At 48.0% G+C, this 21,707-nt stretch carries 10 protein-coding genes; 4 read left to right on the plus strand and 6 right to left on the minus strand.

Annotated elements, in window-relative coordinates; all coding sequences use genetic code 11:
• The first annotated feature begins 122 nt into the window (after positions 1–122).
• Positions 123–641, plus strand: a complete 519-nt coding sequence (locus tag LZG72_RS05535; RefSeq protein WP_233868584.1) for a hypothetical protein — start codon at positions 123–125, stop codon at positions 639–641.
• Positions 642–669: 28 nt separating this feature from the next.
• Here LZG72_RS05535 and LZG72_RS05540 read toward each other — a convergent pair whose 3' ends face one another.
• A complete protein-coding gene (locus LZG72_RS05540) occupies positions 670–1,809 on the minus strand; it encodes an amidohydrolase family protein (RefSeq protein ID WP_233868586.1) in 1,140 nt (379 codons plus the stop codon).
• 145 nt (positions 1,810–1,954) lie between these two features.
• Here LZG72_RS05540 and LZG72_RS05545 point away from each other — a divergent pair, with 145 nt between their 5' ends.
• Positions 1,955–3,004, plus strand: coding sequence for an SGNH/GDSL hydrolase family protein (locus LZG72_RS05545; protein WP_233868587.1), 1,050 nt, complete (start codon positions 1,955–1,957; stop codon positions 3,002–3,004).
• Between the two features lie 144 nt (positions 3,005–3,148).
• On the opposite strand, the gene LZG72_RS05550 is transcribed toward LZG72_RS05545, so the two are convergent.
• From LZG72_RS05550 to LZG72_RS05570, 5 genes are all read right to left on the minus strand, one after another.
• The gene (locus tag LZG72_RS05550) at positions 3,149–4,681 is read right to left on the minus strand and encodes a VCBS repeat-containing protein (RefSeq protein ID WP_233868589.1); all 1,533 of its coding nucleotides are present in this window, start codon (positions 4,679–4,681) and stop codon (positions 3,149–3,151) included.
• A 71-nt stretch (positions 4,682–4,752) separates the two neighbouring features.
• A complete protein-coding gene (locus tag LZG72_RS05555) occupies positions 4,753–6,531 on the minus strand; it encodes a RagB/SusD family nutrient uptake outer membrane protein (RefSeq protein ID WP_233868591.1) in 1,779 nt (592 codons plus the stop codon).
• 25 nt (positions 6,532–6,556) lie between these two features.
• Positions 6,557–10,129, minus strand: a complete 3,573-nt coding sequence (locus LZG72_RS05560; protein ID WP_233868594.1) for a TonB-dependent receptor — start codon at positions 10,127–10,129, stop codon at positions 6,557–6,559.
• Between the two features lie 195 nt (positions 10,130–10,324).
• On the minus strand, positions 10,325–11,425 hold the full coding sequence (locus tag LZG72_RS05565) for a FecR family protein (RefSeq protein ID WP_233868597.1): 1,101 nt from the start codon (positions 11,423–11,425) through the stop codon (positions 10,325–10,327).
• A gap of 92 nt (positions 11,426–11,517) precedes the next feature.
• Positions 11,518–12,108 carry an RNA polymerase sigma factor gene (locus LZG72_RS05570; protein WP_233868899.1) on the minus strand — a complete coding sequence of 197 codons (591 nt, stop codon included), beginning with the start codon at positions 12,106–12,108 and terminating at the stop codon, positions 11,518–11,520.
• Between the two features lie 332 nt (positions 12,109–12,440).
• On the opposite strand from LZG72_RS05570, the gene LZG72_RS05575 reads away from it, so the two are divergent.
• Positions 12,441–14,135 (plus strand): hypothetical protein, encoded by a 1,695-nt coding sequence (locus LZG72_RS05575; RefSeq protein WP_233868600.1) that lies wholly within the window; start codon positions 12,441–12,443, stop codon positions 14,133–14,135.
• Entirely contained in the window at positions 14,095–21,699 is a 7,605-nt protein-coding gene (locus tag LZG72_RS05580; RefSeq protein ID WP_233868603.1) for a hypothetical protein, read from the plus strand. Before LZG72_RS05575 ends, LZG72_RS05580 begins: the two co-directional genes overlap by 41 nt.
• The last annotated feature ends 8 nt before the right edge of the window (positions 21,700–21,707 follow it).

Below are 21,707 nucleotides of genomic sequence, written 5' to 3' on the forward strand. Positions count from 1 at the left end.
TGGCAACTTCAATTTCTGTGCCCCGGCTCTGGACAATCACCTTCCAAACCCCTTGATTTGACTTTAACCGGACTAAAAGCGTGATTGCATACATTCTTGGGTTCTTTCAATAACTTGTGTAAATGAAATATTCAAATCGTCTATCGGTTGGCACAAACAATGCAGTAATTGCGATCTCAACCACGGAGGCAGCAAAATTGTTTCTCGAAGACACCCGCTCGGACATCGGCTCGGAAGCAGAGAAAATGAAGTTTGCCAATGCAGTGAATGGACTGGTTGTTAAGTTCATAAGACTCGATTTCCAGGAAGATATGCAGGCCGAAATGCTGGTCATGGAGCGATTGAAACCCATTGATTTTCGTGCTTACGAAGTCGGGACGCGCGAGTTGTGGTTTGATGTGTTTGAAGACGAATTAAACCAGCTTCATCAGGCAGGTTTTGTGCACCGCGATTTGAGACGTCCGTCCGGAATCGGGGGGCTTTATTACGATAATATTCTGCTTACGGAAACAGGATTAAGACTGATCGATGTAGGTATTTCCGCATTGCGGGACCAGGTAGGGGACAAAATTTTCTCGAAATATATTAAAACAGAAATTGCTGAAATGGCAGGATTCAGAGAGTACTTTCTTAACCGGTAACCCTTTCTGGCCGCATTACCATTATCTTTTACTCTAATGTAGCCAGCCCGGCAAACCATTTCCTGGCATTCTCCCTGTAAATTTTATCAACCACAGTCCGGGGCAAACCAAGTCCATTGAATTCCTTTTCCACGTCCGGGACCTTCATTTTTCCGGAAGAAGTAAAATACTGCCAGTGTTCGAGCCAGTTCTCATGCGCCCGCTGACCAATCCCGTCGACCGGCGTTTTTTCACTCACCGTTTCATCGGTAGCATAAATCAGCCTGTCCTGATATTTGATAAAAAAATCATAGACTTTTTGCCAGTCTGTAACTGCCTGATATTGAAAATGCGAAATGCGCTCGGCCATATCCACAGCCATATTCGGATATTTTTCCAATCGTTTTGCCAGCTCGTCCGTGTCCCATTCCAGACTTCCCAAATGTGCGCCCACAAATCGGAGTTTTGGATGTTTTTCCAGCATATGGTCCCTCGCAGCTATGATTTGCTCATGCGTTGGATAGTCGGGGTGCAGGTACATGTGGTATTGCGGATGTTCCGAAAAGTAACTTTTATCCCCGGAAACGGTCATTTTATCAACAGGTAACCACGCATTTTTCGGCTCCCCGATATGCCCCAGGAATGTGACGTTGTTTTGTTCCATAAAATCCAGCACGGAATCAAATTTCGGGTCGTCGATCATCACATACTTTCCATTCTTGTCCTTCAACTCCATCCCGACGTTCTTCCAGATCTTAACCGCGATTGCACCGTTTTCGAATGATTTTTTGAGGTAGGCTATTGTTTTCTGCTCCCATTCCGGCTCATCAAAATCCTCCACCGATATTGTTGTTGCATATGCAAGGTCTTTGGGATACAACTTCACCAGGTTCACTGCAAGCTCCTGCTGCTCTTCAATGGACGGAGAATAGCTTGAATTGACATTGACCGTCACCAGCTTAAAGTTATCCTTCCTCGCCTGGACAATGAATGTCGTATCAAAAGTCTTAAAATGAATGTGCGTATTGATTTTCGCTACCGACCCAAAATCCTCCATGGTATACTTTGCAGTATCCGAAACAGGGGCCGTTTGTTCCTGACCGGTATCATTCTTCTTTTCCTGATTGCAGCCATTCAGAAATGCCAGAAGTACGATTGTGAAAGCAAGCTGATTTGATAGAGTCTTCATATGGGAGCAGGATGAATACTAAATGTAACTCTTTTTTGCATTATCCCGCGAACCCCGGTTGAAATGTTGGAATGATTATTGTTTAGTAATACTGAAAAAATAAATATCAGTACGACCATTATCAACTCACGTTTCTTCTAACAGAATGAATCAAAATCATCACACTAAATCTGAGGCCGGTGGCCCGGACTATTTTTTCAGTCGTCGTCGATTTTTTCGCCAATCTGGGGCGGCCCTGATTGCGACCGGTTTTCTTACTTCCTGCGAGGGAATTTTGAATGACATACTTCCCAAAAAGAACCAGCCGGGAGAAGAACCACAGGCCGCAGGCCCCAAAAGGGATCAGACACTGGCATTTTTTGGCGATAGCCTTACCATCGGCGCCGGTGGTAGCACACCGTATGGACAAATGGTCGGAACTGCATTAGCGGGGCGGCCGGTAGTCAATGATGGGATCGTAGGTCAGATCGCATTATCCATCGCGATCAGGCAGGGGGGCACGCCACTAAAACTATCCGTCGAGGGAGACAAATTCGATGGGACAAAACCACTGCGTGTGACCAAATTAAGCAATGAGTTTTTATCCACACCTATTAACAACAACACGTATAGCAGGACTGGCACACTGGCCGGCGTAAAATGTACGATTACAAGAAAAGTGAATGGAGATGGCGGAGAAAATTACACCATTACGCCCGAATCGACCAGCGCTGCGGCCATCCCGGCAGATTCAGAATTTATACTGGAAGATTCTGCCCGCCTGAAAAGCGCAACGCAAATCCTTTGGTACGGACGTAACAACATCGGTCGCGTCACCGCGGAAGACGACATTATATCTGCTTTGGACAGCTCCATTGCCTACATTTCGGAGCCTGCAAGGTATTTGGTACTGGGGGTATTACTTGCAGTTCCGGAAAATAAAGGGACCGAAAATTACGATCAGGTTACCCGGATCAATAATAAGCTCGCATCCAAGTATGGTGATTCATTCGTTCCGATGACGCCCCCGACGGAGGAAGAAATGGCCGCGATCAACTACACCCCTACGTCCCAGGATTTGAAAGACCTCGAAAAAGGCAACTTCCCAACCGGAATGCGGCCAGATGATCAGACCGATAAAATCCACATCAATGACAAAGGATATCAGATCATCGCGAACCGGGTTGCGGCGAAGATTAAGGCGTTGAGGTATTAGTTTTTTTGTGAGATGTGAGAGGTAAAAAGTAAAATGTAAAATGTGAAAAGTAAAATGTGAGAGGTAAAAAGACCATCTCACATTTTACTTTTTACACATCTCACATCTCACATTTTACTTTTTACACATCTCACATCTCACATCTTACTTTTTACACATCTCACCGTTTTCCAACACAATAAAAGGAAGCTTTTCATTCCAGTCCGGTTTAATATTTTCTTGATTTAGGAAACCTTTTGAATAGTTTCCGAGCAGGATATCTTCGTCACCGTCGCCGTCGTAATCACTTACATCCATGCAAATCCACCTTCCCAGGTTTTGGACGGGAATGGCATGAGGAACAAGTTTTGGCGGACTGTTTGTTTCCGTTTGTTCAAAAAGCAGAAATTTTTCAAAAGGCTTATTTTTAAGGTCTGCAAAAAATGCGATGGTGGCAATATCCAAATCGCCATCCTGGTCAAAATCCGCCGCCATTGCTCTGGTACAGCCATTGATCGGATAAAAATACGTTTGCCTGAAATGCAGGTCACTTTCTGCGGTGAAAATGTAAAGACCGTGATACGGTTTTAAAATGCGGGAATAGTCGCTGTTGTCGCCTGCTGTATAGATAATGTCTTTTCTTCCGTCCCCATTCATATCCTGTAACTGAAAACTGCTCGATCCGTACACAGGCGGGAAACGCAGAACATTCCTGGCGGCGAACCCGCCTTTCTGATCGTTCAGAAAAACCCAGATACCCTCGTCACCATGTGCGAACAAGGCCACAATATCCGGCCAGCCGTCCAGGTTCAAATCTTCGATAATGCTTTGAGTTGCTCCCGCTACTTCGCGAATTGGCATGCTGCTGAACTTGCCGTCTTTTTTCTGCATCAATATATAAAGCCCTCCCCGGTTATGCCCGAATGCTGAAACCACAAAATCGGTGAGATTGTCTTTATTCAAATCTCCCTGGCTGGTATGAATGGGCCTGTTGAAATTCGGTCCGATCGGCATCGCAGGATTTCCTCCTTTTCCAAGCTGAATTACATTACCCAGTGCTGCATCCACGGCTTTCATTTCTCCAATGCAGGTAACCATCGGATTTTTATCATTATTAAAAAGCATATGGATTGCCGGCGAAGGCAATTGTGTCCGGACAAAGCTGTTTAAACCGCGGTTCCATTGTGATAAGCCCGATCGTTCGGCATCACCGGAATAAATGAAGCCACCCGCATTCTCAGCGCCCACAAAAGTGGTTGTAGCAAATTCAGAGGAATTGTCAACCGGCTTTTGCAGAGAAAATGTAAACCAGTCGTTTGCAGGAGATATCGTCTTTGCAGGCTCCGGGAGCTGATTTGGCGCAAGCGAATCGTAGTAGGCCACAATTTCCGTCCAGTCGGCATGGGATATGGCGGACCTTTCATTCTGATAATAGGTTTTGCCTTGCCATACTTCAAGACCAAGCTGCCGGGCCATTGCCGGAAGCACGCGGTTTCGCCAGGTTTCTTTATCCAGTAGGCCCGGGTCCACCGGCAGGTGACAAGTGCCGCAATACTGCTTCGAGAGCTTATCCCGGCGCTCAAATTTCTCAGCCAGCCTCTCGGCCCGATCTTGCTTTTTTGCACATGAAAACAGGCTTACACAAATAACGATGACCAGAAAAGCGGCAAACGGTAGAGAGGAGCGGTACTTTTGCATAAAAATGCTGTTGCTTTAAAACACAAAAGAGGCAGTCCTGAAACTGCCTCTTTTACTCAAAAAATCGCTTTTTATTGATAACCAGGATTTTGTTTCAATGTAGAAACGCCATTTCTGGTACTCAGGTCAATCTGACGCTGTGGGATCGGGAAGTATTCGTTGGTACCCTTCAGGAAACGTCCGCCGCTCACATCCGGTGTCACCGCGCTTTCAAAGGCTACATAAGAATTCAGAGTTTGGTCCGCAATGCCCCAGCGCACCAGGTCGAAAAAGCGGTGACCTTCCATGGCAAGTTCCAGTTTCCGCTCGAAATAAATGGCCTTCAATGCACCATCTTTGCCTTTTGCAGCAAAAGCCCCGGCCGGATATACCGCAACTTTGTAGTTAGCTGCCGGAGTGGTTTTGTAACCTGCCATTGGACGTGTGTTGTCCGCATACTGGTACACAAAGCTTTCAGGCTTGGCCGCACGTGCGCGAACCAGGTTTGTATATTCCTGCGCTTTGGCCAGGTTGTTGAGCTGAGCTTCCACCTCCGCTGCCATCAACAGAAGATCCGCAAAACGAATGATCTGTATGTTGATCGCCGTTCCGGGTGCCCAGGAATGCTGGTCCGAATAGATATCCTGCGTAGCCTGGTAGTACATGTTTTTCTTTGGAGAATAAGGTCCCGCGTAGCTCTGATCGCGGATCCAGGCTCTTCCAGGGTGATTTCCCCAGTCAAGGAAAGGAATGCCACGTCGGCCTACTGTCCAGTCGATACGTGGATCCAGCGGCGTGGTCGCATCCGGGGTATAAGCCCCTTCCGATTGAACACCCATGTCATTTTTCAGGATCTTCGAGTTGTAAGTATCTATCAATGGAAGACCACTTGCATCCGTCTGAAATGAGTTGGCGAGGTCAATACTAGGCTGGAAAAACCCGCAGCAACGGAACGGTGAATTGTAAGGAAAGTTCAACATTCCGCCGGTATTCGCATTATCAATGTTGTTGGTACCGTCGTTGGCCGCCATTTGCACCGCGAATACGGACTCCGCCTGGTTTTTCTTGGCTGCATCAAAATTGTCCTGAAACTTGGGCATTAATCCGTATTTCAGTCCGTTGCTGGTTACACCCTGCGTAATTACCTGGTCAAAAACCGTTTTTGCCTCATTGTATTTTTTCTCATACAAATAGGTTTTACCAAGATATGCTGCCGCAGCCCATTTGTTGGCACGGCCTACCTCACTCTGCGTTGCGGGCAGATTGTCCATTGCAAACTTGAAATCAGCCTCAATGTTCGGCCAGATATCCGTATCGTTTGCTACCGAGGCCGGATTCTCCGTTGTTTCGTCGATCCAGGGCACCATGTTGAACATTTTTTTCAGCTCAAAATAGTAATGTCCGCGAAGAAAACGGGCTTCTGCCTGAAACGCCAGTTTCTCCGCATCTGTAATGTTCTCAGTAACAAGCGGAACAAATTTCAGGACTGTGTTTGCCCGGTTTACACCTTCATACACGGCCCGCCATTTGCTGTTAAAAAATCCATTGCTTGGGCCTGCACTGTATATCATAATGGAATTGATACCCGGCTGATCAGCACCATCGCTGCCTTTCTTTGCATCTCCGCCTGCTATACTTCCGTAGATCCAGTTGTCGGCAGCGGCATCCCAGGCACTCGCAGCACCCACACCGTTACCATCCAACGCCGCATAAGCTCCTACGAGCAGGTTTTGTACCCCCGCTTTTGTACTGAGCTGCGCATCGCTCAATGATCCCAGAGCAGGTTTATCCAGAAAATCGTCCTGGCAAGCGTACGATATCAGCCCGAAGGCGGCAATGATCGCTATTTTAGAAAAACGTAATACTTTCATCTTTTTCTGTTTTAGAATGCAGTAATTAGAATGTCAGATTTAAACCGATCAGGAACTGGCGGGTGTTTGGATAAACACCTTCGTCAAGCCCGAAAGCAGTAGAACCGGCCACCTGGCTTTGTCCAACCTCCGGATCCGGTCCGGAATATTTGGTGATGGTAAACAGGTTGGCAGACTGAACATACACGCGCACTTTCTCAATTTTGAACTTCGACAGCAGGTCCTTTGGAAGTGTGTAACCCAGCTGCGCGTTCTTAGCTCTGAGGTAATCTCCGTTTTCTACATAGTAAGAGTTTGGAACATTGGTGGTACTGAACGAACCTGTGTTTTCCTGGATCGGAGCAGTTGCATTCATGTGATCCGGACGCCACGAATCGTAAAGAGCGGTATTGCTTTTTGCGCCCTGGAAATTCGTGTAGAAGTCGTGCCACCATTTCAGGTTGTTCCAGATCTGGTTGCCCTGAACACCATAGAAGAATATTCCAAAATCGAAGTTTTTATAAGTAGCCCCGATATTCAGACCATAACTCATTTTTGGACTTGGGTTACCCAGGTACGTGCGGTCGTCGGCAGTGATGATACCATCTCCGTTAACGTCTGCATAACGGAAACGTCCAACCTTGGTTTCGCTTTGATATACGGCATCCGCATTTCCTGTTTTCTCTCTGATCGATGCGTCAGCTGCATCGATTTCCTGCTGCGAATTCCAAAAACCATCGATTTTATATCCAAAGAATTGGCCGATTGAATGCCCTACTCCGTTTCTCACGATCGTACTTCCATTGAAACGACGTCCTTCCTGATCGAAATAATCAACACCATCGGTGATTTTGACGATCTTATTGTTGTAAGTGGTCAATGTCAGTGTCGCATTCAGTTTCAGATCTTTCGTCACATTTTTCTCTGCATAAATCGACATGTCAATACCCTTGTTCTTCATTTGACCAATGTTCACCGCGGGTGCCGTTCCTTGTCCGACTACACCGGCAAGTTCAGGTGAGAACAAGAGGTCGTCGATGTTTTTCTGATAATAGTCAATCGTGAAGTCGATCGCGCCGTTAAACAACTGGGCATCAATACCAATGTTGGAGTTGATATTACCTTCCCATTTTGCGTCAGGGTTACCTACGCGGGTCCGTTGAAAACCAAGTACCGTGCTGTTTCCTGTACCCTTGATGTCGTAAAAGGAGAAGCTTCTGTTTTGTCCGTAAGTCGTGAATGCGTTGGCATTGTCGATGTTGAACTGGTTACCCATAATTCCATATCCCCCGCGGATTTTCAGATCGGTAAGCCAGGTTAGTTCTTTCATGAACGCTTCTTCGGAAATGCGCCAGCCTGCACTCACTGCCGGGAACACCCCATACTGGGAAACAAATTTGGATGAGCCGTCGCGACGCACGGTTAAGCTCAGCAGGTAACGGTCTTTCAGGCTGTAATCAATCCGTCCGATGTAGGAGAAAAGGCTTTCTGCATATCGGCTGCTGAAGTTGGTCGGTGTTCCGGAGCCGGTAGAAAGGTTTGTGAAATTTGGGTCAAATGAGAAGTAACCTTGCGTCGAACCACCTACTTCGCGGCCGGCTGCACTGTATGCCTCAGTTCCCAGCAACACTTTCACATTATGGACATCGTTGAAATTACGTTCGTACGAAAGTGTATTGGTCCACGTCCAGTTATATCCGCTGTTTGCCGATTCCGAATATGAATTGGTTGTCGTGTTTTCGGAATTTTCCCATTCCGGATAACCGAATGAATTGCTGGATGACGAATAAATGGCCCCTCCGAAACTGGATCTCAACGTAAAGTTTTTAAGGAAATCAAACTCCGCATACATGTTACCCAGTATTCCATTTCCCATTCCTCTGTTGTTTCGGGAACGTTCGCGGATCGCTACCGGGTTTTTAGCATTCCCCAAACCGCTTCCGAATGAACCTGCGTAATTTCCTTGTACGTCGTATACCGGAATAATAGGCTGCATCCGGTACGCCATACCAATACCGCCGCCTTCTTCCAGGATCCCGGATCTTGGGTTGTCAACCAGTGACAATGCGATGTTCTCACCGATCCGCAGGTTTTTGCTTACATTATACTGGCTGTTTGCCCGGATGGTATACCGTTTCAAATAAGTATTAAGCAAATTTCCCTGCTGATTGAAGTAGTTGAAGGAAAACATATAGTTACCCTGCGTTCCGCCACCGCTCACAGAAACGTTGTGGCTTTGGATTGGAGCGTTTTTAAATACCTCATGAAACCAGTCCGTACCTTGCTTGTTTGCTTTTACGATCCTGGTAAATGAATCAAGATCTCCCTGGCTCGTATAGTTCGGGTTCACGTAATAGCTATTCAAATCCACCTGACCTTCCTTTGCCCCGGTCGGGACGATGTAGTCCGGCAATATCGGCCTGTCGCCTGAACCATACTGGGGATCATTGAGCGCCACACCGGAATTTTTGAGCGCTTCCCATTTAAGATCAGCCATTCCCTGCGGAGACAAAATGTCGTAAACATTTCCTTTTGGAACAGTTTGAACACCGTAATACATATCGTAATTCACTCTCACTTTGCCGTTTCCGCGTTTGGTAGTGATAATTACAACACCATTGGAAGCACGTGAACCGTAAATCGATGCGGAACCTGCGTCTTTCAAAACCTGCATGGTAGCAACGTCATTCGGGTTCAGGTTGTTGATATCCTGTGTGGGTACGCCATCCACTACAAAAAGCGGCGCATTGTTCCCAAATGAGTTAATACCGCGGATCCGCACCTGCGGAGCCTGGCCCGGCTGGCCCGAAGTAAGTACCGTCACACCCGAGGCGCGTCCCTGCAGCTGGTTGCTCAGGTTGGCATTGGGCTGCTCGGTAAGCTCGCCCACTTTCACCACCGATACCGCACCTGTCAGGTCTTTTCTTTTCGCCGTTCCATAACCTACCACGACTACTTCGCTCAGTAATTTTTCATCCTGCGAAAGACTTACGTTTACAGCTGTTTGTGTATTTGATATTTCTACATCCTTTGGACCGTAGCCGACAAAGCTGAATGTAAGTGTGAATGGTCCATCGGGACCGTCTATTTTATAATTTCCTTCTGCGTCCGTATTCGTGCCCCGCTGGGTTCCTTTTACAATCACAGATACCCCCGGAAGAGGCGAGCCCGAATTATCGGTTACCACGCCGCTGACCGTTCTGTCCACAAATCCTGTTTCGCGGAAAGTAGCCGGTGTCAATGCGCCCGTTTCTTCTTTAATCCGTTTGAGGACAATCTGATCACCCGAAACTTCAAAACCTACATTTAAAGGAGTCAGTATCGTTTTAAGTGCTTCACCCAGTTTTTCCTGGCGGATGTCGACAGTTATCTTTCTCTCGGATTTGATCAGGCTGGAGCTGTAAAGGAATTTGACTTTAACCTGACTTTCAATAGTGGACAAAATCTTGCGGACATTCTGATTTTGCGATTTTACTGTTACGCGGTTATTCAAGACCTCCTGGGCCTCACTCACGCGGGCCATCGCGAGGCTTGACAACACTGCTGCCAGTAAGAATTGGGTACAACTAAATCTCATAATGGTCTGCCAATGAGCATAGCTACAATACAATTTTTGCATAACTTTACAAAGTTTTGTTAACATGAGAAATGGGACAAAACAGTTCCTCAATCCGTGGGAGCGGATAAAATTCGTCAGAGAGGAAAAGTGTACAGGCTGGTGATGGTGCAAACATCATCAGCCTTTTTTCAGTAATCTATCAGCGCATACATGGTGGTTTAGATGAATAATTGATTAGGTTATATTTGGTAAATTCTAATGACAACCTCTCCCGGATATCAATATTTTGCTGTCCATTACTTTAAACTCCGCCTCCACACCTTTACATATCAGGTCAATCTTATCGTAAAGCGACTCGTCTGAAAATGAAGCGGTTAACAGACAATTTCCCATCAGGTTTTCGTCATATACAATATCAATGCCATAAGCTGCTTCTAGATTTGCAAATATTTTCGAAACCGGCGCATCCTGGAAGTGCGGGATCGGAATTACCGCCGGATCGGAGGATGCAATCACCTCGGGGAAGTCAACAAGCATCTTTTTCATCCGCTCTTCGCTTCTCGAGTACAGCACCTTCTGGTTGGGTGTCAAAATCGTCTGCTCGGCCTCAGAACTGCAATCTTCCGACTCTTTTGAATGAGATTTCCTGGTGAAGACAGATACTTTCCCGGTTTTCACTTCTACTTCAAGCTGGTGCGAATCGTCATATGCTTTCACAGAAAAACTCGTTCCTAATACCCTGGTGACCAATTCATTGGCGTAAACAAAAAAAGGACGGTCAGGATTTCTCTTAACATCAAAAAAGGCTTCTCCGGACAGATAAACTTCCCGTTCCTTTCGCGCATCGAACTCTTTTGGGTAACTCACGCTGCTTCGGGGCTTGAGAGTAATCCGGCTGCCATCCGGAAGTGTGACCCGAATGGGCATTTCAGTCCGGTTTTCCTTTTCAGCCATTTCCCGTTTATCCGACTGGACCAACGCACGATAGGTTGCCGCAGTATTAGGCGCAGGTGCTTTGAGCAGCCAGGTAGCTACCAGAATAAATATAGCCGCTGAGGTAGTGAGCACCGACAGGCGCAGCCAGACGGATTTGAACAGAAATGGTCTCCGTTCTTTTGCATGAACGATGTTTTCCCACATGGTATCAACCTGGTACTCCTCGGGAAATCCTTGTTCCTCATGTTTAAATAGTACGAGCAAGACAGACCGCGCGCTATTGATCATGTCTGATTTCTCAGGATAATCAATGAGAAATTTCAACCAGAAGGTCTCTACCTCAGGTGAATTGTCATAAACCCAGGCTCGGAATTTTGGGTCTTCCAGGAAATCAGCAGTGTCGTAGTTATCGTAACTCATACGAATGGTATAATTCTATGTAAAAGTTATACATAGGTTACATAAGAAAGAGCAGGATTCTTTCTGTTTTAACTCACTTCATGAAAAGAATTTTAAAAAAAAGATAAGATAAGTACAATCAGCATTTGAACGGTGAGCTGGCGGAGTTTTTCCAGTGCCCGGGTAATGAGGTTACGGACCGATTGTTCATTAATGGAAAGAATGGCGGCGATTTCCTGGTAGCTGAAATCCTGGTAATAACGTAGCATCAGTACCTCATACTGCCTCACCGGAAGACTTTTAAGCCAGGTATCCAGATGATGCTTTTGCTTTTCAATCCCCTCAGCCTCAATGATGTAGAATTCCTCCGGAAGCGATACCGGAAGAATTTCTTCGTCGGTAAATTCCCAATCCTGTAATATCGCCGGTTCTTTGGAAAGGGATTTCAGAATCCGTCTCCGGAGCACGCTGAAAAGATAGAATCTTGGATTTTCCACATCTGCGAGCCGTGCACGTGACTGCCAGAGGTCAATAAACAGGTCCTGTACAATATCCTCAACCCGGGAATCGTCGGTCAGGATTTTCTTTCCATAACTGAAAAGCACCCGCACATACTTTTGGTATAACCTTGTATATGCATCCTCATCACCAAGCTTGAAGGCTTGCCACAATAGCTTGTCAGCACTTGAATTAGTAGAATACACCAAAAAAACACGAAAAAGTTTGACAGGCTAAAATATTACTAATCCTATAAAATCTAACATCTTTTCGGCTAAAAGTTGCGGATTTTGACAGAAAATTATATCGTATTAACATTATTCCGCAAATCGGTTACTAAATGACAACGATTTTCAATGTCGGTTTGCCGACCACACAAATTTCGTCAGCAGCTACCGATCTACAATCTGATTCCTTCATCGATTATTGAACGTCGTTCATCGATTTTAAAAAGCGCGATGAAGACCGCACAAATACCTTTCGGAAAAATCGGTTAGGTCTGTAACCGTATTGACTCAACATAAAACCTCTTTTGCAAATGCGACGCTCGGGTTTGTTACTGATCTGCCTCTGGTTCTGCTGCTGTGCCCATTTACGTGCGCAAGATGGCGGTCAAAAAAACAAGCAGGTGCAACTTTCGGGAGGGCTCAATGCCTATGCGGGTTTGTACACGTCCAGCGGCATTGCGGGGCGTAACCAGCCCAACCCGTTCGGTCTGAGCGGCGCCGTTACCTTAACTCTTCCGGGTGGCGTTTCCTTGCCATTTTCGGCTGTGCTGGGCAATCAGGGGGCCAGTTTCAGGCAGCCGTTCAACCAGTTCGGGGTTAGTCCTACCTATAAATGGGCCACCGCGCATGCTGGTTACCGCAATGTGTCGTTTTCGCCATTCACGCTCGCAGGCCACACATTTTTGGGCGGAGGCGTGGAGCTTAATCCCGGAAAACTGCGGATCGGCGCGGTTTATGGCCGTTTTAACAAAGCGATTTCCTCAACAATTTCTGATCCCGATGTCATTCCTTCTTTCAAACGAACCGGTTATGCGGTGAAAGTGGGTTATGGGAAGCCCGGCAACTATGTGGATCTTGTGATGCTCCGGGCGCGCGACGATACCAACTCCATCGACCGCATGAATTTGTCTCCCGAAAGGAATACCACGCCAGCCGAAAACATGGTGATCGGCCTTACTTCACGTCTGCTTTTTATCAAACATATACTGGTGGAGGCAGATCTGGCGGCGAGTTCCTACACGCGGGATCTGGCTGCGTCGGAGGTTCAGGCGGAAGGAAAAAATCCACTGTACCGGCTGGTGGGCAAGTTAATCACGCCCCGGCTTTCGACTCAGCTTACGCAGGCGACACAGGCCGCATTAGGCTACCAAAGCAAATGGGGTTCCGTCAAATTCCTCTACAAACGCATTGATCCCAATTTCCAGACCATGGGTGCCTATTATTTCCAAAGTGATATTCAGAGTTATACGGGCAATGTTTCATTGAATTTGCTCAAAGGAAAAGCGCGGCTGGCGGGCAGTTATGGAAAGCAGTTTGATAATTTGGCCCAAAATAAAAATACACGCACTGGCCGCTCGGTGGGCTCCATGATGGTTTCCATAAACCCCGACCCTACCATGGGATTCGACGTTTCCCTATCCAATTACGGACTGAGCCAGCGCGCCGGAATCCGGCCGCTGATCGATACATTGCGCATTGCACAAAACAATTTATCCGCCACGGCGAATGTGCGATACTCCATTTTTAACAAAGATTTCTCCCACATTTTCACCCTCACCGGCTCACACCAGCAACTGTCGGACCTAAATGCGAACACGGCCATTCAAACCGAAAACAATAGCCAGAATGCAAACCTCGGCTATTTCTTACAGGCTAGCCAAAGTGGCTTCGGGGCGAACCTGATGCTGTCTTACACCCAGACGAGCCTGCCGCAAACCTTACCGGGCAGTACCGATCAGAAAGTAAAGTTCTACGGCCCGACGCTCGGAGCGAATTATAGCTTTTTGAAAAAGAAACTTAACACTTCATTCAACTTTTCTTACCTGGTCAACCAGCAATTTGGCGAAACAGGAAAAGTATTAACCGCCTCGGCGAATGCGGGTTATCAACTCGCAAAAAGGCAAAGCCTGAACATTATGTTCAATTATCTCAATTCGAACACGGGCATTCAAACGGAAAAATTCAATGAATTCAGAGGAAATATCGGCTATGGAATTTCATTTTAAATCATCTGGCAACTTTACCGGACGGCGCATTTGGATCGGGCTGTTTCTGTTCCTGAGTATCGCATTCCATTCCGGGCTGGCTCAAAACCAGGTGCGCATTACCACCAACGTTTTGCCGCCATATAGTCCGTATATCCAGGATTATCCGGGCACGGGCAACCGCGTTCAGGTTTTTATTTCAAATCTGTCGGGCCGCGCAATGTCGGTACGTCTGCTGGGAAAGCTGGAAGGTGATAATGGCGTCGTGATCCGCACTTCCATGAATTATCGTCCGTTGCGCCCGCTCGAATTACGACCCGCCGATGTAAACAGGCTCATTACCCGCGCCGAGCTGGAAGGTCTTTTTGATCTCAATCAGATTGAAGTGGAGGGAATGAACAAAGACCTGCTTTACCGCGGACTGCCGCTTCCCGAAGGTAACTACCAGCTTTGTGTCCAGGCATTTGACAATGCGACCACCCGGCCATTATCCGCCGAATTCCCTATGGGTTGCAGCGGATTAATCCCCATCCGCATTGTGGAACCGCCGATCTTGATCTCTCCGATGGCCGAGGAAGAAATCACTGTCAAAACGCCACAAACACAACTTTTCACGTGGTCGGCGCCGGTAGGTATCCTGCCGAATCAAGTCGAATACAGCATTCGCATCGTGGAATTGCCCGAAACCAATGTGGACCCGAACGTATACATCGATGCGATGGTGCTGCCGAGATCGGGCGTGGAAGTGAATCATCTCAGAACAACTACATTTTTATATAGTCCGCAGCATCCGCCGCTGCAAAAAGGGAAAAGGTACGCGTGGCGCGTGCAGGCAAAGCCAATCGGACAAAGATTGAGTTTCATGAACGACGGCAAAAGTCCGGTGCAGGCATTTACCTACGGAATCCAGACTCCTATCGGCATTGATCTTGAATATATTTCCATCACCAAACCTGCCGGTAAACGGAATGCGACCGTGGAAGTCGGCAGCAACAATCCGTTGGAGATTTCGTGGAAACTGGATGAAGAATTTGAAAAAATACTCCGAAAAGCATTTGAGGCGCAATCTAGAAAATCCATCGTAGAACAGTTCGGCGAACTAAGCTATCGGGTCGTGATCAAAACGAACGAGAAACGCGAATCGGGCACCATTGTACTCGACCGGATGGTTCGGGAAGAAAAACTTACCCTGGAAAAATCGGAATTGCCAGCGAACATGCCGCCGGGAAAAAACTACCAGGTTCAGGTTGAATTGCAGGGAATGTCGGATGTGAGAAGGAAACGCGCACAACTCGGAGATGCTGCATTGATCTCTAAACCAGGATCTTTTGCATTGATTGAAAAAGACAAAGGAAATGAAGCGGATAGCCTCACCATCAGAGGATTACTCGCCTACCGGTTCCCGGGAGAAAGTGGCGCGGCGCACCCGCTGCCTGACACGCGTGTCGTGCTCATGAAAATTTTTCCGAACAGGTTCCGGACAACGGTAGCCTACGGAAAATCCGACGCTTCGGGCAACTATACCATAAAAATCCTGAAAACTTCCGTTCAAGGCCTGGGCGATTCGACTGTGCTAACGCGGTTTGTGATCGACCCCGTACATCCATTCATCCAGCCACTTGCGGAACCAGGATATTATCAAACCAACAACGACAACACATTCCAGATATCCAGCGCCGAGCAAAAAGGCTATGAGGTTCAGGGCATTACGTGGCTGGCTACCGGATATGATCTGGATGTGACAGCTAAGATATCGTACAAAAACTGGCCAGGCACACCGGGCGTAAACCTGGCAGGAAAACACCTCGTACTTTACAGAAAACCAGGAATTGCCAAAGATTATGACAAATACCGGCTCCCATTTGAAGGATCGGGATACCAGTCGTCCGGGCCGGTGACTACAACGGTGCAAGCCGGCACGAACAGCGGTTTTCAGCCCGTCGGCGGTTTTGGTACTAAAACCAATTCGAATGCGGACGTGCTTTCCGGATCAGAAAATCCAAAACAGGGTGAAGAATCACTTCGATTGCAGGTAATGAACGGGCTGGCAAAAAAGGGTTTCCAGTTCATCAGCATGGTCGCCTTGAAAAGTAAGGATACGGAATATGGCGCCACATTCTCCAACCTCGTATATGGAGGATCGTCCTACGATTCCTACCAGATCTATTGCCCCGATTGTGACCTCGAACTCGAAGATGCCGATCCGGTCGTGTTTATAAAACCGTATGAAAAACTGCCTATATCTCCGGCGCGGGTTGAAAAATACACGTACAACATTCAAACTACAGAGGCGCCGACCATGACCTTCAAAGGCAAGCTGACTTACAAGTTTGCGGACGCGGGCAAGGAAGGTGCGCAGGTAAAAGCATTGCCCAACACGCAGGTGCATTTGCAGGTAGTATACAAGGCTGCCGGCTCCGACAAAACCACGTTTGGCACCAGCTATGGCGGTTATGCCGAATTTGCCGAATTCCATCACGATTTCAGCCAGACGCTCGATACAAAAGTTACAGGCTCGGACGGTTCTTTCACATTCACCGTGAAAATGACCAAACCCATGGAGCTGGGGGCGCTTCCTGCTACGGAAGCAACGGGTTCCGGAGAATTCAAGATGCCGTCTACGGTTTATATCCGCGGCATCCGGGTAGTGGTAGACAATCCCTACTACGCAAGTCCGACCGAAACTTTTGGCCTGCAAAATGACCAGGTAATGAAGCCGCAGGGTTCCTACGACTTCGGGCCTGTGACCGCAGTGGCTAAAAGTTACACGCTCATTACGCAAGCCAAGTCGGATACTACGGGAATTTCGCTGGTTAACGAACAAAAGGCGGGTATTAAAAACAACCTGTCCGGAATCAGAGTGTCGGTATTGCGCCGGGCCAAAGACACGGAAAAAGTACCCGGCACCAATCGCCGCCCGCCTGAGGATGAAGGGGCAGGCGCAAAATCGGCTGTGACATTTAAAATGCAGAAATATACCGTGATCTCAACCCAGGAAACGAATGCAGACGGTATCGCCAGATTCCCGAGAATGGTCATGGCAAATGGCGAACCGGATGCTTATTTCCTCTCGACAGAAGCTTCGGTGGACGGTTTGAATAACTACAAGCTGGTTTCGGTGAAACGGATTACGGTCAGTGAAACCTGGGGAGCAACGTTTTCCCCGTATGCAACCGAGGAGGAAAAACAGCGTTCGGAAACAGCCCACAAAACCCAGTATGGCGCCACGAAGATCGATTGCAAGACCGTTTGGGACCTTTTACACCTGGACAACCCCAATTATCCCACCACCTACACACCCTATGGCACTTTCAGCGATGAAGAGTACCAGAAAAAGAGTGTCACCCAGCACTCGCCTGAGTACCGTTGGGTGAGCCGCCTCGTAGGTTGCAAGACGGTTGACAACTACTGGCTGGGCGAGAAGCTGCACGACGTGAAAGTGAACGATAAGGTATTGCTCCCGAATAATGGAGGCTACGAACCCGTGTTCGCTGATCAGTACAAGACATTTGAATCAGACCCCGTCGTACGTCACCTCAAACCCGGCGATCCGATTGTGAATGTGCGCGTTGTGGATAAATCGAACCCGACCCAGGGTATCAGGAATGCGATCGTTACCCTTAATTACATCCCAAACGGGTCGCCGGCAGGGCAGATCACGAGTATGATGATGACGACGGATGAAGAAGGCTGGATTCTGAAACCTTTTCAGCTAAAACCCGGCACCAATGCAACCGTGCGCATTAAAGCAGAGGGGTATGTGTATGTCTCCTGGATGAACATCGCCAAGAATGAACATCTAATCAACATCGGCGATGTGTTATTAGGCCAAAACAGTTATTACGACCGCGTCTTAATGGAGCCGAATACGGTCATTACCGGCAGAGCGATCGATATTGACGCCATTCAGAAGTCGACCGTAGCTATGACGGGCAATGCGACTATTGACTTAAAAGACGCGACTACCAAAACATCAGCAACCATTGGCAAGAATGCGGCAGGCGATAAAGCAAGTTCCAAACCGGTGCAGACGCAGGATGCCAAAGCGTTGTTCGGCAGTGCGGACCCATCGCTGGAAGCTTATGCGCAGGCGGACGATGGAAATATGGTGAAGACCAAATTCGAGGACGGGACCTGGAAATTTGCACTCAAAACACCTTCTACCTCATCCACGCTCAAAATCTTCCCCGTTAACATCAGCTATTTCGAAGAAAAAAGAAGCATTAAGATGCAGCTTCCGAAACCTGTTCTCAATTCAAACCGGTTTACGATCAATGCGGGTGACATCAACATTTACGAACGCGACCACCGCATTACATTCAAGCTGGTAGAAGAAAAAACGAACAAAGCGGTTCCTGGCGCATACGTGCGGTTATTTGGCAAAAAATCGAATGGCTTTGAGTTTGGGGCCAGTAAAGCGGATGGTATCGTGGAAACGCGGTTTAAAAATGTCTCCATTGATAACCTTTACGTAGAAATCGCAGCGCCGGGCTATGTCACCAGGACGGTCGCCATTACCAATAAGGAAAGTAAGCTGGCGGAAACCAGGATCGTGGACCTTCAACCCGCGCGGACGGTGAAAGGAGTTGTAGTACTAAATGCAGGAAAAGGAAATGAAATCCCATTGGAAGGAGCCGAAGTGTATGTCGCGTCCGGCGGCAATGCTCCCGTGAAATACAGTACGGTAACCGGTAAAGACGGTGCTTTTTCAATGGATGTAGCCAAAACCCTGGACGGCTTCTCCATCGACATCGAAGCGATTTTTGACCCAAAAAATGTGTCGAATCCGCCATTGCCTGCCGGCACAACCTATGTGGGCACGAGCAGCAAACTGTTAATGCCACAGCAAGCCGGTCAGTCGCTGAAACTGACGGTAACCGCTTTTGATAAATTCAAAATCGCATCTTTATGGGGTTTCCCGGTGGTCGTCGAAAAAATTGACCCGAAAACCATGGCAGTGACGGGAGAAATTGACTTGTCAGACACCGGAATGGGGCCATTCGCGATTGTGGATAAAAATGTCCGGGTGCGTTTTGAGAATGTGGTTTTCAAGGCCGATCCTCAAAATCCGTCCGCGGGCATACCTGCAAACGACGTTGTGGAGCTGGAAACAAACGTGCTCAAAAACCTGGTATACCATACTTCGCCGGAGGTAGATATTAAAAAGGCCAGATACAACATTGAACTATCATCGCCGGAAGGGCTATTTTTCAAGCTGAAAATCGTGAGAACGCCAGGTACGTCAACGGGCAGGATCATGGCCAAAGCGCAGGTGCTCGACAACTCGTTCAACTTTTCATCCAACCTGCTATATTATGATAAAGGTCAGTTCTATCTATACGATCCCGAAGTTTCCGGGCAGCCTTCGAACAAGCCGACGGTAACCGCATTCGACGCAGCGAAAAGCAACATTAAATGGACAAACTTCGGGATATCCAAATCGAATGGAACTCCTATGAAACTGAGGTTGCTGGCTTTCGACGCCGTCAGCAAGCTGGAAGGTTCGCGGTTGATCGGCGATGAAATCCACCTCAATCCCGTGATGACCTGCATTGTGAAAAATGCGCAGCCGAAAGAACTGGAAGTGACGATCGGCGACCTGGTTTTGAAAAACAATACGGTGGATGTAAAAACCGGCGAAACGCCGCTCACTTTCCCGCTGGCAGGCAAATGGAGCGTGGAGATCCGCGACTGGAAGCTGGATTACAAAAAAGGTGGTTTTTATTCCAAATCAGGGGTTGTAAAAACGGGTAAGGTGGATATCCCCATCACGGAATTCAACCTTCGCAGCGATTTTTATAGCCTGATCGTAGAGCCGAAAAACAATTTCGAATTAGCCGGCGTAGCGAATCTGAATCTGAAAGGGACCGCGCATTTTGGGTTTGATCCGCAAACGGGATCGGATATGGCAGGACACTGGGCGGTTGTAGTCGTTCCGAATGAGGGTTCGTCCACGGCGGCCGTGCTCCCTGCCAACTCAGTACCCGGACTAACCGATGAATTGCGGTTTGCTACATTGTCGCTCCTCGATAATGGCGAGGATGTGGTATCATTTGGCTCGGGCAGCAAGTCTTTCAAGTTTTTCAATATCATCAACGTTCGCCCCACGACCATTGAAACCGGTCCCGATTACTTTGCATTCGATGCGGGTATGTCCAACGCCATCCCGAATGCGCCGCAGGATGTGTCGATGCGATTTATTTATTCCAAACCGCAGGGTACTGTAAAACTGAAAACCATTGTCCCGGGCGGATACAAGCTGCAAACCAAAGGGTATCTCAACTTCGAAGCGGGCCAGTATGTTGCCCCCGACAAAAGCCAGTCGACTGCCATTTTCTTCGGAGATGGCGTGATAGCCATGCGCGGATACGTGGAAGAACCCGATAAGCTGAAACTGGACAATGTATTATTGGTACATAATAAAAATGAAACGCACATTACCCACGGCCGCAATGTAGATCTTACCAATCCCGCTGCTTTGGCAAAATGGGGCACAAGCCTCTCCGACCTCACTGATCCCGCAAAAGATGAAATGGATTATACTGAGAGCGGTGATTTCAAACGACTGAAAGTGGGGCTTGGCGGCAACTCAGGTCTTAGTAAAGTGTTTCTCCACCAGTCCGTGAGCAACAAGCAATGGGATTTGCTCAAATTCTCGGGATTACCGCAGGGTTTTTCCAAAATGCTGGGCGAGGAAGAGAAAAACCGGCTTGCGTTTACTGCCTATGGCGAGATCAAAGCGGAAGGTCAGAAGATCAGACTCGACGGCATTGAAACCGGACTCGGCGGACTGAGCCTCGTTTATGATCACGAGAAAAAACGACTCACAGGTTCCATGCAGCTTTCGAACATTCCCGTTCCGCCTACCATGACTTTCATGAACGGAATGGCGCAGGTGCGGCTCGATGGAAATGGATTTTATCTCGCGGCTACGGGTGAATTGCAGGATGTACCGTTGATCGTGCCGGTGACGATGCGGGCCGGGTTAATGCTGGGAGTTTACAACAGCAATGATCTCGAAGAGGCGCAGCAGGTGCTTTTTGCAAACAGCCATCGCAAAGCGTTGCCATGCTCGTTCGACGGTTTCAAAGGCATTTACGCAATAGGCGAAGTGCCTGTCCCATTGATCAAATCCTTCAATTACGAACTTTCCTTACCCGGCGTGGGTGGCTATAAAGTGGGAATGGACGCCTTTGTGGACGGTTATGTGTTCAGTAATTACAGCAATGGCGCATTTACGACAGGCACAGGATTGGGCATCGGCGCACATGCTTATGCGTATGGAAGTGTGCTCTCGCTGAGCGCGGGCGGCGAAGTCCATGTCAATGGCGGTGTGGACGGCACACTGACCGTCGACCCGGGAGCGAAAAGCGTCACGGTCGCGATGAACTCACGCCTCAGCGCCGGATTTTCGGTGACCTTAACCGAAGACATAAGCGGGCTTGCAACCGGCACATCGGCCGATTTCTGTCTCAAATTAAATGGCACTGCCAACTATAAGATCGGATCAAGCCCCGGCTTGTCCATTACCCCCGAATGCAGTTTTACAAAATGTGATAGCGGCTGCCTTGTAGCAGGTCAATGATCCAAACT

It is taken from the genome of Dyadobacter sp. CY323, from assembly GCF_021390245.1.
Classification (GTDB): domain Bacteria; phylum Bacteroidota; class Bacteroidia; order Cytophagales; family Spirosomataceae; genus Dyadobacter.

Excerpts from the sequence above, each read along its gene's own strand:
- LZG72_RS05535 (WP_233868584.1), top strand. The coding sequence starts at position 123 with ATGAAATATTCAAATCGTCTATCGGTTGGCACAAACAATGCAGTAATT.
- LZG72_RS05540 (WP_233868586.1), bottom strand. The coding sequence starts at position 1,809 with ATGAAGACTCTATCAAATCAGCTTGCTTTCACAATCGTACTTCTGGCA.
- LZG72_RS05545 (WP_233868587.1), top strand. The coding sequence starts at position 1,955 with ATGAATCAAAATCATCACACTAAATCTGAGGCCGGTGGCCCGGACTAT.
- LZG72_RS05550 (WP_233868589.1), bottom strand. The coding sequence starts at position 4,681 with ATGCAAAAGTACCGCTCCTCTCTACCGTTTGCCGCTTTTCTGGTCATC.
- LZG72_RS05555 (WP_233868591.1), bottom strand. The coding sequence starts at position 6,531 with ATGAAAGTATTACGTTTTTCTAAAATAGCGATCATTGCCGCCTTCGGG.
- LZG72_RS05560 (WP_233868594.1), bottom strand. The coding sequence starts at position 10,129 with ATGCAAAAATTGTATTGTAGCTATGCTCATTGGCAGACCATTATGAGA.
- LZG72_RS05565 (WP_233868597.1), bottom strand. The coding sequence starts at position 11,425 with ATGAGTTACGATAACTACGACACTGCTGATTTCCTGGAAGACCCAAAA.
- LZG72_RS05575 (WP_233868600.1), top strand. The coding sequence starts at position 12,441 with ATGCGACGCTCGGGTTTGTTACTGATCTGCCTCTGGTTCTGCTGCTGT.
- LZG72_RS05580 (WP_233868603.1), top strand. The coding sequence starts at position 14,095 with ATGAATTCAGAGGAAATATCGGCTATGGAATTTCATTTTAAATCATCT.